The organism is Faecalibacillus sp. TM498, assembly GCF_020589955.1.
In the GTDB taxonomy this organism is placed as follows: Bacteria; Bacillota_I; Bacilli_A; order Erysipelotrichales; family Coprobacillaceae; genus Faecalibacillus; species Faecalibacillus intestinalis.
On the sequence record NZ_JAJDKB010000011.1, the window covers coordinates 18,231 to 33,204 of the forward strand.

General features: G+C 49.7%; 15 protein-coding genes and 2 pseudogenes. All 17 read left to right on the forward strand.

What is annotated here, in order from left to right; translation table 11 throughout:
* Position 1: 1 nt before the first annotated feature.
* Positions 2-1,150, forward strand: a complete 1,149-nt coding sequence (locus LJD32_RS05115) for an ABC transporter permease subunit (RefSeq protein WP_173681420.1) — start codon at positions 2-4, stop codon at positions 1,148-1,150.
* Between the two features lie 203 nt (positions 1,151-1,353).
* Positions 1,354-1,800, forward strand: a complete 447-nt coding sequence (locus tag LJD32_RS05120) for a sigma-70 family RNA polymerase sigma factor (protein ID WP_173681419.1) — start codon at positions 1,354-1,356, stop codon at positions 1,798-1,800.
* The gene (locus LJD32_RS05125) at positions 1,790-1,993 is read left to right on the forward strand and encodes a helix-turn-helix domain-containing protein (protein WP_173681418.1); all 204 of its coding nucleotides are present in this window, start codon (positions 1,790-1,792) and stop codon (positions 1,991-1,993) included. Before LJD32_RS05120 ends, LJD32_RS05125 begins: the two co-directional genes overlap by 11 nt.
* 525 nt (positions 1,994-2,518) lie before the next feature.
* Complete coding sequence (locus LJD32_RS05130; protein WP_173745249.1) at positions 2,519-2,917, forward strand: plasmid mobilization protein; 399 nt, start codon at positions 2,519-2,521, stop codon at positions 2,915-2,917.
* On the forward strand, positions 2,889-4,511 hold the full coding sequence (locus LJD32_RS05135) for a relaxase/mobilization nuclease domain-containing protein (protein WP_173745248.1): 1,623 nt from the start codon (positions 2,889-2,891) through the stop codon (positions 4,509-4,511). The genes LJD32_RS05130 and LJD32_RS05135 overlap by 29 nt, the downstream gene beginning before the upstream one ends.
* A 184-nt stretch (positions 4,512-4,695) precedes the next feature.
* Positions 4,696-4,908 carry a hypothetical protein gene (locus tag LJD32_RS05140; protein ID WP_118371690.1) on the forward strand — a complete coding sequence of 71 codons (213 nt, stop codon included), beginning with the start codon at positions 4,696-4,698 and terminating at the stop codon, positions 4,906-4,908.
* Positions 4,898-5,645, forward strand: a pseudogene (locus LJD32_RS05145) (phage replisome organizer N-terminal domain-containing protein). The gene LJD32_RS05140 and the pseudogene LJD32_RS05145 overlap by 11 nt, the downstream one beginning before the upstream one ends.
* Positions 5,642-6,499 carry an ATP-binding protein gene (locus LJD32_RS05150; protein ID WP_118371691.1) on the forward strand — a complete coding sequence of 286 codons (858 nt, stop codon included), beginning with the start codon at positions 5,642-5,644 and terminating at the stop codon, positions 6,497-6,499. Before LJD32_RS05145 ends, LJD32_RS05150 begins: the two are co-directional and overlap by 4 nt.
* A complete protein-coding gene (locus LJD32_RS05155; protein WP_002569233.1) occupies positions 6,496-6,684 on the forward strand; it encodes a transposon-encoded TnpW family protein in 189 nt (62 codons plus the stop codon). Before LJD32_RS05150 ends, LJD32_RS05155 begins: the two co-directional genes overlap by 4 nt.
* A gap of 111 nt (positions 6,685-6,795) precedes the next feature.
* Entirely contained in the window at positions 6,796-8,406 is a 1,611-nt protein-coding gene (locus LJD32_RS05160; protein ID WP_012744300.1) for a recombinase family protein, read from the forward strand.
* An 88-nt stretch (positions 8,407-8,494) separates the two neighbouring features.
* Positions 8,495-8,587: pseudogene (locus LJD32_RS05165) on the forward strand (Maff2 family mobile element protein); the annotation flags it as partial.
* A gap of 25 nt (positions 8,588-8,612) precedes the next feature.
* Entirely contained in the window at positions 8,613-9,479 is an 867-nt protein-coding gene (locus tag LJD32_RS05170) for a VirB6/TrbL-like conjugal transfer protein, CD1112 family (RefSeq protein ID WP_002304374.1), read from the forward strand.
* Positions 9,480-9,496: 17 nt separating this feature from the next.
* Entirely contained in the window at positions 9,497-9,931 is a 435-nt protein-coding gene (locus tag LJD32_RS05175) for a PrgI family protein (protein WP_002304375.1), read from the forward strand.
* On the forward strand, positions 9,891-12,278 hold the full coding sequence (locus LJD32_RS05180; protein ID WP_227391898.1) for a VirB4-like conjugal transfer ATPase, CD1110 family: 2,388 nt from the start codon (positions 9,891-9,893) through the stop codon (positions 12,276-12,278). The genes LJD32_RS05175 and LJD32_RS05180 overlap by 41 nt, the downstream gene beginning before the upstream one ends.
* Positions 12,279-12,281: 3 nt before the next feature.
* Positions 12,282-14,018: a C40 family peptidase gene (locus LJD32_RS05185; RefSeq protein WP_002304377.1), complete on the forward strand. Its 1,737-nt coding sequence runs from the start codon at positions 12,282-12,284 to the stop codon at positions 14,016-14,018.
* Between the two features lie 14 nt (positions 14,019-14,032).
* Positions 14,033-14,290, forward strand: a complete 258-nt coding sequence (locus LJD32_RS05190) for a DUF4315 family protein (RefSeq protein ID WP_002304378.1) — start codon at positions 14,033-14,035, stop codon at positions 14,288-14,290.
* Entirely contained in the window at positions 14,280-14,963 is a 684-nt protein-coding gene (locus tag LJD32_RS05195) for a DUF4366 domain-containing protein (protein WP_002578950.1), read from the forward strand. Before LJD32_RS05190 ends, LJD32_RS05195 begins: the two co-directional genes overlap by 11 nt.
* The last annotated feature ends 11 nt before the right edge of the window (positions 14,964-14,974 follow it).

A 14,974-nucleotide genomic window follows, 5' to 3' on the forward strand; every position in this document is an offset into this window, starting at 1 on the left:
TATGCTTACGCTATATAAGTTTGAACTGCGAAAGATTATCAGCAGAAAAATTGTTTGGATTACAGGCGGCGTCCTGCTTGTAGGACTTGTTATTTGGGGTATAGCAAGTGCTGTACTTCCGCAAAATAGGGAATATTCCGACAGTTCCCTAAATGGATATGCAGCAAATCGGGCAGAACAGGAAGCCGCAGAGCAGATCTCCGGCAGAGCGATAGACCAAAAACTGATTGACGAAATGCGCCCTGCGTATGAGGATTTTATTTTTAACGGAAATTACAAAGAAGCACTCCCGTACTTAGATGTATATAATTTCATTGGCAGAACATTGGGGACACAAGCAGGCGCGGAAATATTAGTATGTGATAGCGAAGCATTTTATGAAAAATTAAATGCACAGTTAGAAGCAAATACCCCGGCAGGGCTGACCGAAAGTATTTCATTTGACGAGCCGATTGTTTATCACGGATATTTTGACGGTTGGCGGCAAATTGCAGATATGATGAAATTGATTACCTGTATGGAAATCATGTTTATTGCAATCTGTCTTTCAACGGTATTTACCGTGGAGCATACCCGAAAAACAGACCAGGTAATCCTTTGTACCCGCCTTGGGAAGAAGAAATTATATGCAGCGAAAACCCTTGCGGGATTGACGGTAGGTGTAGGTTTTACGCTGCTTCTTTCTCTGCTCATGTTCGGAATAATTGCTTTTTTATATGGATTTGACGGATATGATACGATACTGCAATTTGTTCTGTTGCGCCCGTTTAATCTTACCGTGGGACAGGCAGCTTTGATTTTAGTTGGATTGTCCTTTGCCGGAGCTGCATTGATTAGCATATTTACCATGATGTTATCAGAGGTAACGAAAAATAGCATTGCTACCATTGGAATTATAACGGGTGTTCTCCTTGTTACAATGTTCATTATGGAAATGCCCGCAAACCTCAAACTGCTTTCTGAAATTTGGTATCTGCTTCCGAGTAATCTTGTTTCGCTTAACGGGGCATTTCGTTATTCTATGTTTCATGTGGGCGGCAGTCCTTTAGCAGCTTATCAGTATGCGCCGATTGTATATTTGGTGTTGGCTGTCATTTTCGCTTTGATTGGAAAACTGACATACAATCGCTATCAGATTAACGGTAGATAAATGTAACTCCGTAACGGGTAGCGCAACCAGGCGAAGCAGTCAACGGCAAACTTAACGGGCATAAATGCCCGCCGTTGACAGCCCCGCCCGTCTTTGCAGGAGGGTAATCAAGGGGCGACAGCAAGGAGTGCTGCCGCCCCCTATGATTATAATACAGCCCGTCAACCATGCACAGCCCATTGTGGAGGAAAGGGGGATTTTCTATGACCTGCACAGAAGAATACAAGGAGCATATCGAGTACACGTTCCATGCCTTTTGCGTTGTCGTTATCCGCAACGCCAAGTACACCGCCTTGCGGGATTGGAGCCGGAAATACAAAAGAGAAATATCCCTTGAATACCTCACAGAAGAAAAGCACCACCCATTAGGCACAAATGATAAATGTTTTCAAGCCCCGGAGCCGGACGAGGAATACATACTGAACCTTTGCGGTGATACAGTTATCTTAAACAACGGGCTGCTGGTACAAGCCCTCTCCCGTCTACCGGTTGAGGAACAGGAAATGCTTTACCTGTCCTTTTACCACCGTCTTTCACAGGAGAAAATCGGGAAACGGTACGGGCGCAGCCGCAGCGCCACCGGCTACCATATCCGCAAATCCCTACGGCGGCTTTATGAGGAAATGGAGGGAATGACGCATGAGGAATAGCAGACTTCTCCCCTATGAAACAATCGTGCAGGCCGCCAGCGGCGAGCCGGAGGCGGTCAATACCATTTTGCAGCATTACCGGCGGCACATATATTTCTCCGCTTTCGTAAACGGGCAGTTTAACCCGGACGCAGAGGACTACATCACACAAACGCTGCTTGCCGCAATCTTCAAATTCCGTTTTAGAGAATGACGGCACAGCCCACAACTGAATACCCCACCGTCACCGGCGGCAGCGAAAAGCAGTAAGTCTGAAAAAGATTTGCTGCTTTTTTCTTTGTCCGTTTGGCAAAATCGCAATCCGTCCGTAGTAGGTAGGTGAAGCCGGAAATAAAAAATTTTCTGCGGCGGTAGCCAAATCTGCATTTCCTGTATTTCTAAGGTAAAGGAAAATTTGAGAAATTCCCGGCAAGCGGGTAGCTGGCGGCCTTTGAAATGTATCTTTAGCGGAAAGAAAGAACTGCGGGTAAAACTCGCTCCACGCCGTAAGATTTTTGCAGAAATCCAGCCAAAACGGGCGGCGGCTATACGAGTAGTAAGTGCAAGGGGAAATCTGCGGCTTACTTAGAGCAAGATTCTACCGCAGTACCAAAATTCGCTTATCGCTCATTTTGCCCCTGCGGGAATCTTGTTGGGGAGTGCCTTCCCCAAACCCTGCCATGCGGCTTACGCCGCTTATCCCGCCGCAGCCATGCGGCAGTCGAAAGGAGGTTTTACCATGCGAAAACGATACAACACACCGCACCGCAGCCGGGTAGTCAAGACACGCATGACCGAGGAAGAATATGCCGAGTTTGCGGAAAGGCTTTCTGCCTGCAACATGAGCCAATCCGAGTTTATCCGGCAAGCCATAACCGGGGCAGCCATACGCCCCATCATAACTGTTTCCCCCGTCAATGACGAGTTGCTTGCCACTGTCGGGAAGCTGACCGCCGAATACGGCAGGATCGGCGGCAACTTAAACCAGATAGCCCGGACGCTGAACGAGTGGCACAGCCCCTACCCGCAGCTTGCCGGGGAGGTACGGGCGGCGGTTTCCGACCTTGCTGCCCTAAAGTTTGAAGTTTTGCAGAAAGTGGGTGACGCTGTTGGCAACATTCAAACATATCAGCTCTAAAAATGCGGACTATGGCGCAGCGGAAGCCTATCTCACATTTGAGCATGACGAGTTTACCATGAAGCCCACCCTTGATGAAAACGGGCGGCTGATACCGAGGGAGGATTACCGCATTTCTTCCCTCAACTGCGGGGACGAAGATTTCGCCGTTGCCTGTATGCGGGCCAATCTCCGCTATGAGAAAAACCAAAAACGGGAAGATGTGAAAAGCCACCACTATATCATCAGCTTTGACCCACGGGACGCAGCGGACAACGGCTTGACCGTAGACCGGGCGCAGGAGCTGGGCGAGCAGTTCTGTAAAGAGCATTTCCCCGGACACCAAGCCTTAGTCTGCACCCACCCGGACGGGCATAACCACAGCGGCAATATCCATGTGCATATCGTCATCAACTCCCTGCGGATTTATGAAGTCCCGCTTCTGCCCTACATGGACAGACCAGCCGACACACGGGAGGGCTGCAAGCACCGCTGCACCAACGCCGCTATGGAATATTTCAAGAGTGAAGTCATGGAGATGTGCCACCGGGAGGGACTTTACCAAATCGACCTCTTGAACGGCAGCAAGGAACGGATAACCGAACGGGAATACTGGGCGGCAAAGAAAGGGCAGCTTGCCCTTGATAAAGAGAACGCCGCCAGAGAAGCCGCAGGACAGCCGACCAAGCCCACCAAGTTTGAAACGGACAAGGCGAAGCTGCGCCGGACGATACGGCAGGCACTTTCCCAAGCTACCAGCTTTGACGAGTTTTCTTCCCTTTTGCTGCGGGAGGGTGTGACCGTCAAGGAGAGCCGGGGGCGGCTTTCCTACCTCACGCCGGACAGGACAAAGCCTATCACAGCCCGGAAGCTGGGGGACGATTTTGACAAGGCTGCTGTCCTTGCCCTGCTCACGCAGAACGCCCACAGAGCCGCCGAACAGACCAAAGCCATACCCGAATACCCCCACACCCAAAAGGGACGCTTGCGGGAGGAAAAAGCCGCAAAAACCACCCCGGCAGACAACACCTTGCAGCGCATGGTTGACCGGGAAGCCAAGCGAGCCGAGGGCAAGGGCGTGGGCTATGACCGCTGGGCGGCAAAGCACAACCTAAAGCAAATGGCAGCTACTGTTACCGCCTATCAACAGTACGGCTTTTCTTCCCCGGAGGAACTGGACGAAGCCTGTTCTGCCGCTTATGCCGCCATGCAGGAAAGCCTTACAGAGCTGAAGCAGGTGGAAAAGACGCTGAACGGGAAAAAGGAGCTGCAACGGCAGGTGCTTGCCTATTCCAAGACCCGCCCTGTCCGGGACGGGCTGAAACAGCAGAAAAACGCCAAAGCAAAAGCAGCCTACCGACAGAAGCACGAAAGCGACTTTATCATAGCAGACGCAGCCGCCCGTTATTTCAAGGAGAACGGCATTTCCAAGCTGCCGAGCTATAAAGCCCTGCAAGCAGAGATTGAAGCCCTTATCAAAGAGAAAAACAGCGGCTACAACGATTACCGGGCAAAACGGGAGGAATACCGCCGCTTACAGACTGTCAAGGGCAATATCGACCAGATTTTACGCCGGGAGCGCAAGCCTGTGAAAAGGCAGGAACAGGAACGATAAAAACCACCCCAAAATGTACCCGAACCCATACAGAACAAGGGGGCTGCCCCGTACTCTACCCGCAATACCAAAGGATTTTTTAACGGGCTTACAGGGCAGAAAAACCCCGAAAATGATACCGAGATGATACAGAATTACCGTCGATACCGCCACACCAGCGGAAACGGCAGAAAGGAGCGCACCCATGCCAAGAATGAGCAAGAAACGGCGGCTGGAATGGTCTTTTTTCCTGCGGCAAGTAAAAGTCGGGAATACCACCTGCGACCGTATCACATACAACGACCTCTGCCGGGGCTGTACCTATAGCTGTAAGCAGAGCTTCCGGGCGGTTATCATACTTTGCCCCCGCTACTACTCCAAACGCCGGAAAAAGGAGGACAGGGACAATGGCAGATAACCGCAAGTATTACTACCTCAAGCTGAAAGAGAATTTTTTTGACAGCGACTCCATTGTGCTGCTGGAAGATATGAAAGACGGGATTTTATATTCCAATATCCTCTTGAAGCTGTACTTAAAATCTCTGAAAAACGGCGGGAAGTTGCAGCTTGACGAGCATATCCCCTACACAGCGCAGATGATAGCGACACTGACCCGCCACCAGATAGGGACGGTTGAAAGGGCTTTAGAGATTTTCCGGCAGTTGGGGCTTGTGGAGCAGCTTGACAGCGGGGCTTTTTATATGACCGATATTGAGCTGATGATAGGACAGTCCTCTACCGAAGCCGAGAGAAAACGGGCTGCAAGGCTGGAAAACAAGGCACTTTTACCGCCCCGGACAAAAGGCGGACATTTGTCCGACATTCGTCCACCAGAGATAGAGATAGAGATAGAGTTAGAGAAAGAGATAGAAAAAGAGAGAGAGAGAAACGGGACACCCCGCCCCCGCCGCTTATGGCAGATACAACAATGTGATACTGACCGATACAGAGCTTTCCGGGCTGAAAACAGAGCTGCCCGACAAGTGGGAGTATTATATTGACCGGCTTTCCTGCCATATCGCTTCCACCGGGAAGCAGTACCAGAGCCATGCAGCCACCATTTACAAGTGGGCGCAGGAGGACGCTGCCAAAGGCAAGGCTGCCCCGAAACAGGGCATACCCGATTATTCATGTAAGGAGGGCGAGAGCTTATGAAAAACGAGATTGAAGCTATGATTACGGATATTACAACCACTACCGCCGAAGCGGAGGACTACACAGGCGAGGACGGGCTTTTATACTGCGGCAAGTGCCATACGCCCAAAGAAGCCTACTTTTCAAAAGAAACCGCCCAATGGTTAGGGCATGACCGACACCCAACAGACTGCGACTGCCAGCGGGCAGCCCGTGAAAAGCAGCAAGCCGCCGAAAGCCGACAGAAGCACCTTGAAACAGTGGAGGACTTGAAACGCCGGGGATTTACCGACCCTGCTATGCGGAATTGGACATTTGAGCATGACAACGGCAGAAACCCGCAGACCGAAACCGCCCGCTTTTATGTGGAGAGCTGGGAAACCATGCAGGCTGAAAATATCGGCTACCTGTTTTGGGGCGGCGTGGGGACAGGAAAAAGCTACCTTGCTGCCTGTATCGCCAACGCCCTTATGGAAAAAGAGGTTGCCGTTCGCATGACAAACTTTGCAACGATACTCAATGACCTTGCCGCCAGCTTTGAGGGCAGGAACGAATATATTTCCCGCCTTTGCAGCTACCCCCTGCTGATACTTGATGATTTCGGTATGGAGCGAGGGACAGAATACGGGCTGGAACAGGTTTACAGCGTGATTGACAGCCGTTACCGAAGCGGCAAGCCGCTGATCGCCACGACCAACCTCACGCTGGAGGAATTGCAGCACCCGCAGGACACGCCCCACGCCCGTATTTATGACAGGCTGACTTCCATGTGCGCCCCCGTCCGCTTCACGGGCAGCAACTTCCGAAAGGAAACCGCACAGGAAAAGCTGGAACGCTTAAAGCAACTGATGAAGCAGCGAAAGGAGAGCCTATGACAGAAACGAAACAGACAAGCACCACCAAAACAGACCGCCGCCCGGACTGTGTGACGGAAATCCGCATGGGCAACTCCGTCCTTACCGTTTCCGGCTTCTTCAAGCAGGGCGCAACCGACACCGCAGCCGACAAGATGATGAAAGTGCTGGAAGCGGAAGCTGCTACACAAAAAACGGCGATTTGACCGACCATAAAGAAGCAGATTTGACGCTTTTGCTGCTATACAGACAGCCGCCCCATGTGGTACAATCAAGGTACGGAATAGTGGGGCTGGCTGTCGGAAACGGAGGATTTTATGTTAAGACAGACCAACCAACAACCAATTACCGCCCTTTACCCAAGACTTTCCCATGAGGACGAGCTGCAAGGCGAGAGCAATTCCATTTCCAATCAGAAGCGTATCCTTGAAACCTATGCAAAGCAGAACGGCTTTTCCAATCTGCGCTGGTACACGGACGACGGTTATTCTGGTGCGAACTTTCAAAGACCCGGTTTTCAAGCCATGCTTGCGGACATTGAAGCCGGAAAAGTCGGGACAGTTATCGTAAAGGATATGTCGAGGTTAGGGAGAAACTACCTGCAAGTGGGAATGTACACGGAAATGATTTTCCCACAGAAAGGTGTCCGCTTCATCGCTATCAATGACGGAGTGGACAGCGCACAGGGCGACAATGACTTTGCCCCGCTGCGGAATATCTTTAACGAATGGCTGGTGAGAGATACGAGCAAGAAAATCAAAGCAGTAAAACGCTCAAAAGGCATGAGTGGCAAGCCCATCACAAGCAAGCCTGTGTATGGCTACCTCATGGACGAGGACGAAAATTTCATTATTGACGAGGAAGCTGCACCCGTAGTCAAGCAGATATACAACCTCTGCCTTGCCGGGAATGGTCCGACCAAGATAGCCCGTATGCTCACAGAGCAGCAAATCCCCACGCCGGGGACGCTGGAATACCGCAGGACGGGCAGCACCCGCCGCTACCACCCCGGCTATGAGTGCAAGTGGGCGACCAATACCGTAGTGCATATCCTTGAAAACCGGGAATACACAGGCTGTCTGGTAAATTTCAAGACAGAAAAACTTTCTTACAAAGTCAAGCACAGTGTAGAAAATCCCCCGGAAAAGCAAGTGATTTTCGAGAACCACCACGAGCCTATCATAGACACCCAAACATGGGAACGGGTGCAGGAGCTTCGCAAGCAGCGCAAACGCCCCAACCGCTATGATGAAGTGGGCTTGTTCTCCGGCATACTGTTCTGTGCAGACTGCGGCAGCGTCATGTATCAGCAGCGATACCAGACGGACAAGCGCAAGCAGGACTGTTATATCTGCGGCAGCTACAAGAAGCGCACCCATGACTGTACGGCGCACTTTATCCGCACCGACCTCTTGACCGCTGGTGTACTCTCCAATCTGCGGAAAGTGACCAGCTATGCGGCAAAGCATGAAGCCCGGTTTATGAAGCTCTTGATTGAGCAGAACGAGGACGGGGGCAAACGCAGGAACGCCGCCAAGAAAAAGGAACTGGAAGCCGCCGAGAAACGCATAGCCGAGTTATCCGCTATCTTCAAGCGGCTGTATGAGGACAGCGTGACCGGGCGCATATCAGACGAGCGTTTCACAGAACTGTCGGCAGACTATGAAGCAGAACAACGGGAACTGAAAGAAAGAGCCGCCGCTATCCAAGCGGAGCTTTCCAAAGCACAGGAAGCCACCGTGAACGCAGAAAAGTTTATGAATGTTGTCCGGCGGCATACCAGTTTTGAAGAACTTACCCCTACTCTGTTGCGGGAGTTTGTAGAGAAAATCGTTGTGCATGAGTGCAGCTATGACGAGAACAAGACCCGCAGACAGGACATTGAGATTTATTATTCTTTTGTTGGCAAGGTGGACTTGCCCGAATAACCGCCCGACCTATCCGACATACCTCATGTGCCGGATAGGAACGGCAAAATTTTTTACACTTCTATTACTTCTTTATCACACATCAGTAAAGTCCCAGGGCATGAAGCAGCTCATGGCTGGCGGCGGTGTTGCCCTCATCGGCACCACCCTTGTACCTCTGCTCTCCGGACTGTTCGGTTAATCACAAAACAAGGAGGTAATCGCCTTTGGACAGCATACTCCAACAGATCACAGACTGGCTGAAAGAAATGCTCGTTTCAGCTATTATGGGAAATCTGTCGGGGATGTTTGAGTCCGTCAACAACCAGGTTGGCGAGATAGCAACCTCCGTTGGCATGACCCCGGCGAATTTTTCGCCGGGTGTCTTTGCCATGGTACGAAACATCTCCGAGTCAGTGATTATCCCAATCGCAGGCTTGATTCTGACCTTCATTGCCTGTTATGAGCTAATTCAGATGATTATTGACCACAACAATCTGGCAAATTTTGAAACCTGGATCTTCTTCAAATGGGTGTTCAAGACTTTTGTTGCGGTCATGTTAATCACAAACACATTCAATATCACGATGGCTGTGTTTGATGTGACACAGCACGTTATAAACGCAAGCGCCGGTATCATATCCGGAAATACTGCCATAGATGCTTCGGCATTGGAAACAATGGAAGAAACGCTGATGGCAATGGATTTGGGTCCTTTGCTCGGCTTGTTCCTGCAATCCTTTATCGTGCAGGTCACGATGTCCGCTTTGGCAATCATCATCTTTGTGATCGTCTACGGTCGAATGATTGAAATTTATCTGATGGTCAGCCTTGCCCCGATTCCGCTTTCCACTTTTGGAAACAGAGAACAGAGCAATATCGGACAGAATTATCTGCGTTCGCTGTTTGCAATCGGATTCCAGGGATTCCTGATTATGATCTGCGTGGGCATTTATGCGGTGCTGATTCAGTCTATCGCATTCAGTGATGACATCATCGGTTCTATCTGGGGTGTTATGGGCTACACCGTCCTTTTGTGCTTCACCCTGTTTAAGACTGGTTCGCTTGCGAAGGGTGTATTCAGCGCTCACTAAGGGAAGGAGGAAATTGTTTGGCAGCGTATATTCCCGTACCTCGTGACCTGACGAGGGTAAAAACAAAAGTGTTCTTCAATCTGACGAAACGGCAGTTACTTTGCTTTGGTGCGGCGGCGCTCATCGGAGTGCCGATTTTCTTTCTGGTCAAAGCAACCGGAAATGTGAGCCTTGCAGCACTGTCCATGATGATCGTCATGTTACCGTTGTTCTTTCTGGCAATGTATGAAAAGGATAGTCAGCCGTTGGAAGTGGTTGTAGAACACTTCATTCAGACCAAATTCGTTCGTCCCAAGGTTCGCCCTTATCAGACGGACAACTATTATGACGCTTTGATGCGTCAGTACAAACTGGAAAAGGAGGTTGAACGAATTGTTTTTCAAAAAGAAGCCACAGGCAAGAAACATCAAAATGCCTGCAAATCTGAATCGGAAGCAGCAGCGAGAAATTAAAGCTGTTGTGGAACGGGCAAAGAAGGACAACGGTATTCCGCAGACTGCACAGCAGTCCATTCCCTTTCAGAGAATGTTCCCGGATGGCATCTGCCGTGTCACTGACAGTTATTACACCAAGACCATTCAGTTTCAGGACATCAACTATCAGCTGGCACAGCAGGAAGATAAGACTGCCATCTTCGATGAGTGGTGCAGTTTCCTGAATTTCTTTGACAGCTCCATTCACTTTGAGCTTTCCTTTATGAACCTGAGTACCGATGCTGAAAGCTTTGAAAAGAGTATCCGTATCCCGTTCAAGAAGGACAGCTTCAATCCCGTCCGTGCCGAGTATAGCCAGATGCTGAAAAAGCAGTTGGCGCAGGGCAACAACGGCTTGACCAAAACCAAGTACCTGACATTCGGCATTGAAGCCGAATCCATGCGGCAGGCAAAGCCGAGACTCAACCATATCGAAAACGATCTGCTCAATAACTTTCGGCGTTTGGGTGTCATTGCCACTACCATGAACGGCAAAGAGCGGCTGCATCTGATGCACTCTATGTTCCACATGGGTGATAATGATAAGTTCTTCTTCGATTGGAAGTATCTTGTGGAATCCGGGCTGTCCGTAAAGGACTTCATTGCTCCGACGGCGTTTGCCTTTAAGACCAACCGCACCTTCCAGATGGGCAGTATCTTCGGTTCGATGTCTTATCTGGCAATTACGGCATCAGACCTGTCTGATCGTATGCTGGCGGATTTTCTGGATATGGAATCCACGCAGATCGTGACCATGCACATCCAGTCGGTTGACCAGACTGCGGCGATTAAGACCATCAAGAGAATCATCACCGAGCTTGACCGTTCCAAAATCGAGGAACAGAAAAAGGCTGTGCGTTCTGGCTATGACATGGACATTATCCCATCTGACCTTGCTACCTATGGTAAAGATGCGAAGTCACTTCTGAAAGAATTGCAGAGCCAGAATGAGCGAATGTTCATGGTGACATTTCTGGTGCTGAACACCGGGCGCACCGAGCAGGAACTGGAGAACAATGTGTTCCAGGCACAGAGCATCGCCCAGAAGCATAACTGCAATCTGCGTCGTTTGGATTTTCAGCAGGAATCCGGACTGATGAGCAGCCTGCCTTTGGCACAAAACCTGATTGAGATTCGTCGTGGCCTGACTACCAGTTCCACGGCTATTTTTGTGCCTTTCACCACGCAGGAGCTGTTCCAGAATGGTGGAGAAACGCTCTATTACGGGCTGAATGCTCTGTCGAACAACCTTATCATGGTGGACAGAAAGAAGCTCAAGAACCCCAACGGACTGATTCTGGGTACTCCCGGTTCCGGTAAATCCTTTTCCGCAAAGCGTGAAATCACCAATGCGTTCCTGGTTACGGATGACGATATTATCATCTGCGACCCCGAAGCGGAATATGCGGCTCTGGTTCACAAGTTCAATGGTCAGGTGGTAAAAATCAGCTCCTCCAGTACCAACTATATCAACCCTATGGACATCAACCTGAACTACTCTGAGGATGACAACCCGGTAGCACTGAAAGCTGATTTTATCCTGTCCCTCTGTGAGTTGATTATGGGCAGTAAGGATGGCTTGCAGCCTATCGAAAAGACGGTTATCGACCGTTGTGTGCATCAGATTTACCAGAGATATTTCGACAATCCTGCCCCTGAGAATATGCCGATCCTTGAGGATTTGTATGATGCCCTTCTGAAACAGGACGAAAAGGAAGCCCACCATGTAGCGACCGCCTTGGAAATCTATGTTAAGGGTTCTCTGAAACTGTTTAACAACAGAACCAATGTGGATATTCAGAATCGTCTGGTGTGCTTCGACATTAAGGAGCTGGGCAATCAGCTGAAAAAAATCGGTATGCTGATCGTTCAGGATCAGGTCTGGGGGCGTGTAACTGCCAACCGTTCTGCCGGTAAATCGACCAGATATTATATTGACGAGTTCCATCTGCTTCTGAAGGAAGAACAGACGGCAACCTATTCCGTAGAAATCTGGAAGCGATTCCGTAAATGGGGCGGCTTGCCGACCGGTATTACTCAGAATGTCAAAGACCTGCTTCGTTCCCCGGAGATTGCCAACATCCTCGAAAACTCTGATTTCATCTATATGCTGAATCAGGCAAGCGATGACCGAAGTATTCTGGCACAGCGGTTGACCATTTCGCCGCATCAGCTGTCCTATGTAACCAACTCCGGTGAGGGCGAAGGACTTCTGTTCTATGGCAATGTGATTCTGCCGTTCATTGACCGATTCCCGACAGATCTGGAACTGTATCGCATTATGACCACGAAGTTAAACGAGGTGGCACAGGAAAAGGAGGCGTAATGTATGGCGAAAAGACCTACACGACTCCGTTTTACCGAAGATGACCTTGCAGATTCTCATGTGAAGAAAGCTGCCGACCGTGCAGATAAGGCGGTTGATAGGGCTGAAAAAGCGGCAGACAAATTGGCTTCTAAAAAGGCAAAGCCGAAGCTAAAGCTGGAAACAGATGCAGCCGGTTCCCGTAAAGCAAAGCTCCGTTTTGAAAAAGCGGAGTTTACGGAAATCGAGCGCCCATCTGTGGCAAAGCACATGGCAAGCCGTGGTGCCGCAGTCACGCTCACATCCAAAGCACATCGGGCGGTGTCAGAATATGAGGATGATAATATCGGCGTTCAGGCTGTGCAGGAAACGACCAAGGCTGTTGAATCCACTGTCTATACCGTCGATCATGCCGTTTACAGTCACAAGCTGAAAGCCTACGACAAGGCGGAAAAGCTGGTTGAGAAGTCAGATAAAGCAAATGTAAATGCCCTGTATGAGAAGTTCAAAAAGGACAACCCCGATGCCGGTTCCAATCCCTTTTCCCGTTGGCAACAGAAAAGGGCAATCAAGAAAGAATATGCTGCCGCCAAAGCCGGTAAGAATACCGCTTCGACAACGGCTTCTGCATCTAAGGGTGCAGGCAAGGCAACGGGCAAAGCAGCTCAGGGAGCCAAGAACATCACAGAAAGAGTAACGGAGTTCTGCACCACACACTCTAAAACGATTCTGTTTGTTTTGATTGCCGGACTGCTTTTTATGATACTCTCAGGGATGTTCTCGTCTTGTTCGGCTATGTTCCAAGGCGGCACACAGATCATTCTGGGAACTTCTTTTACTGCAAAAGAGGAAGATATTATTGGTGCGGACAATGATTACAAGGCTTTGGAAGCTGCGCTCCGCAATAAAATCAATAATATCGAGCGTACTCATAGCGGATATGACGAGTACCGGTATGACCTTGATGAAATCAACCACAATCCTTATGAGCTGGCGGCGTATTTGACGGTGAAGTTTGAGGATTACACCAGAGATGAGGTGCAGGCTACCCTGCAATGGCTATTTGAGCAACAATATGAGCTGACCCTGACGGAAGTAGTAGAGATTCGTACACGAACAACATCTTCTACTGATCCCGAAACGGGAGAGACAACAACAGAGGAAGAAGATTACGAATATTATATTCTGAATGTGAAGCTCAGAAATAAGGGCTTGAACAGTGTGATTTCAAATTCCGGCTTGTCGGAAGATGATATGGAGCGATATAGAATTTTGCTTCAGACAAGGGGCAACAGACCGGATATTTTCGGAAATGACATTTACGCCACCCCTGGCGGCGAGTACACCGATTATGATATTCCGGGCGAAGCGCTGACAGACACAAGATTTGCCAATATGATTCGGGAAGCTGAAAAATATCTGGGATACCCGTATGTGTGGGGCGGCAGCAGCCCGTCTACCTCCTTTGACTGCTCCGGATTTGTTTCCTATGTAATCAATCACTGCGGAAACGGTTGGAGTGTTGGTCGTTTGACCGCAAACGGTTTGATGGGCGTATGCGACATTATCCCGAAAAGCTCTGCCAAACCGGGAGATTTGATTTTCTTCCAAGGCACTTATGATACCTCCGGTGCATCACACGTTGGTATCTATGTTGGCAATGGTATGATGATCCACTGCGGAAACCCCATTTCCTACGCTTCTATCGAATCGAATTACTGGCAACAGCATTTTTACTGCTTCGGCAGAATCAGAAACTAAAGGAGGGATGGCGATTGAGTGCCAAGTTAGACAGAATAGGTGCAGACCTTGAAAAAGCCCGTAAGAAACGGGCAGAATGGGATGCTAAGGTGAAAGACCTGGAACGCAGATACCGTGAGGAGGAAAATTCCGAAATCCATGAGATGGTTCATGCTGCGAACCTGAATCCCGAACAGCTTTCCGAGCTGCTCCGTATGTTTGCTGCGGATATGGCTCCGAAGCCTGATACGATCAATACTATGAATGAGGAGGAAACGCAGAATGAGATTTAAGAAAATTGGAGCCGCATTGCTGGCGTGTGCAATGTGTTTTGGCGTGTTTTCTACAACGGCATTTGCCTATGTAGATGAAAGCGTAGCGACTGAAGAACCTGCGGTCGAAGAAAAAGTTCCCGAAACAGAGCCGGAGGAGCCGATGCTACCGCTTACTCCCGACGGCAATCTGACTTTGGTTGATGACGCTGGCTCGCCTACGAAAAGCGGAAAGCAGTTCATTACCGCTGTAACCAAAAACGGAAACTACTTCTATATCATCATTGACCGTGATGATAAGGGCGAGGAAACCGTGCATTTTCTGAATCAGGTGGATGAAGCCGACCTGCTCAAGCTGATGGACGAGGAAGAAGTTGCAGAGTTCACCAAGCCGGTTGAGGAAACAAAGCCGGAAGTAGTTGAAACAGTTCCTGAAATTACAGAACCGACACCGGAGGAAAAGCCGAAATCCACAAATATGCTCCCGGCGATTCTTACTCTGATTGTGCTTGCCTGTGGTGGTGGATTCTTCGTATTTAAGAAAGTCCAGGAAAAGAAGAAGGCACAGGAAGCGGCAAAGCCTGACCCAGATGCTGATTATGTGGACGATGACGAGGACTATGGGTACGATCCGGAGTTTGAGGACGACGATGAAGATAGCTCCGTCGATGAAGATGATAATGAACCTGTGTAAACAGGATAGGC

Bases quoted from the DNA above. Each gene is read 5' to 3' on its own strand.
- LJD32_RS05180 (WP_227391898.1), top strand. From the start codon at position 9,891: ATGCCTGCAAATCTGAATCGGAAGCAGCAGCGAGAAATTAAAGCTGTT.
- LJD32_RS05150 (WP_118371691.1), top strand. From the start codon at position 5,642: ATGAAAAACGAGATTGAAGCTATGATTACGGATATTACAACCACTACC.
- LJD32_RS05125 (WP_173681418.1), top strand. From the start codon at position 1,790: ATGAGGAATAGCAGACTTCTCCCCTATGAAACAATCGTGCAGGCCGCC.
- LJD32_RS05120 (WP_173681419.1), top strand. From the start codon at position 1,354: ATGACCTGCACAGAAGAATACAAGGAGCATATCGAGTACACGTTCCAT.
- LJD32_RS05185 (WP_002304377.1), top strand. From the start codon at position 12,282: ATGGCGAAAAGACCTACACGACTCCGTTTTACCGAAGATGACCTTGCA.
- LJD32_RS05160 (WP_012744300.1), top strand. From the start codon at position 6,796: ATGTTAAGACAGACCAACCAACAACCAATTACCGCCCTTTACCCAAGA.
- LJD32_RS05140 (WP_118371690.1), top strand. From the start codon at position 4,696: ATGCCAAGAATGAGCAAGAAACGGCGGCTGGAATGGTCTTTTTTCCTG.
- LJD32_RS05130 (WP_173745249.1), top strand. From the start codon at position 2,519: ATGCGAAAACGATACAACACACCGCACCGCAGCCGGGTAGTCAAGACA.
- LJD32_RS05115 (WP_173681420.1), top strand. From the start codon at position 2: ATGCTTACGCTATATAAGTTTGAACTGCGAAAGATTATCAGCAGAAAA.
- LJD32_RS05155 (WP_002569233.1), top strand. From the start codon at position 6,496: ATGACAGAAACGAAACAGACAAGCACCACCAAAACAGACCGCCGCCCG.
- LJD32_RS05195 (WP_002578950.1), top strand. From the start codon at position 14,280: ATGAGATTTAAGAAAATTGGAGCCGCATTGCTGGCGTGTGCAATGTGT.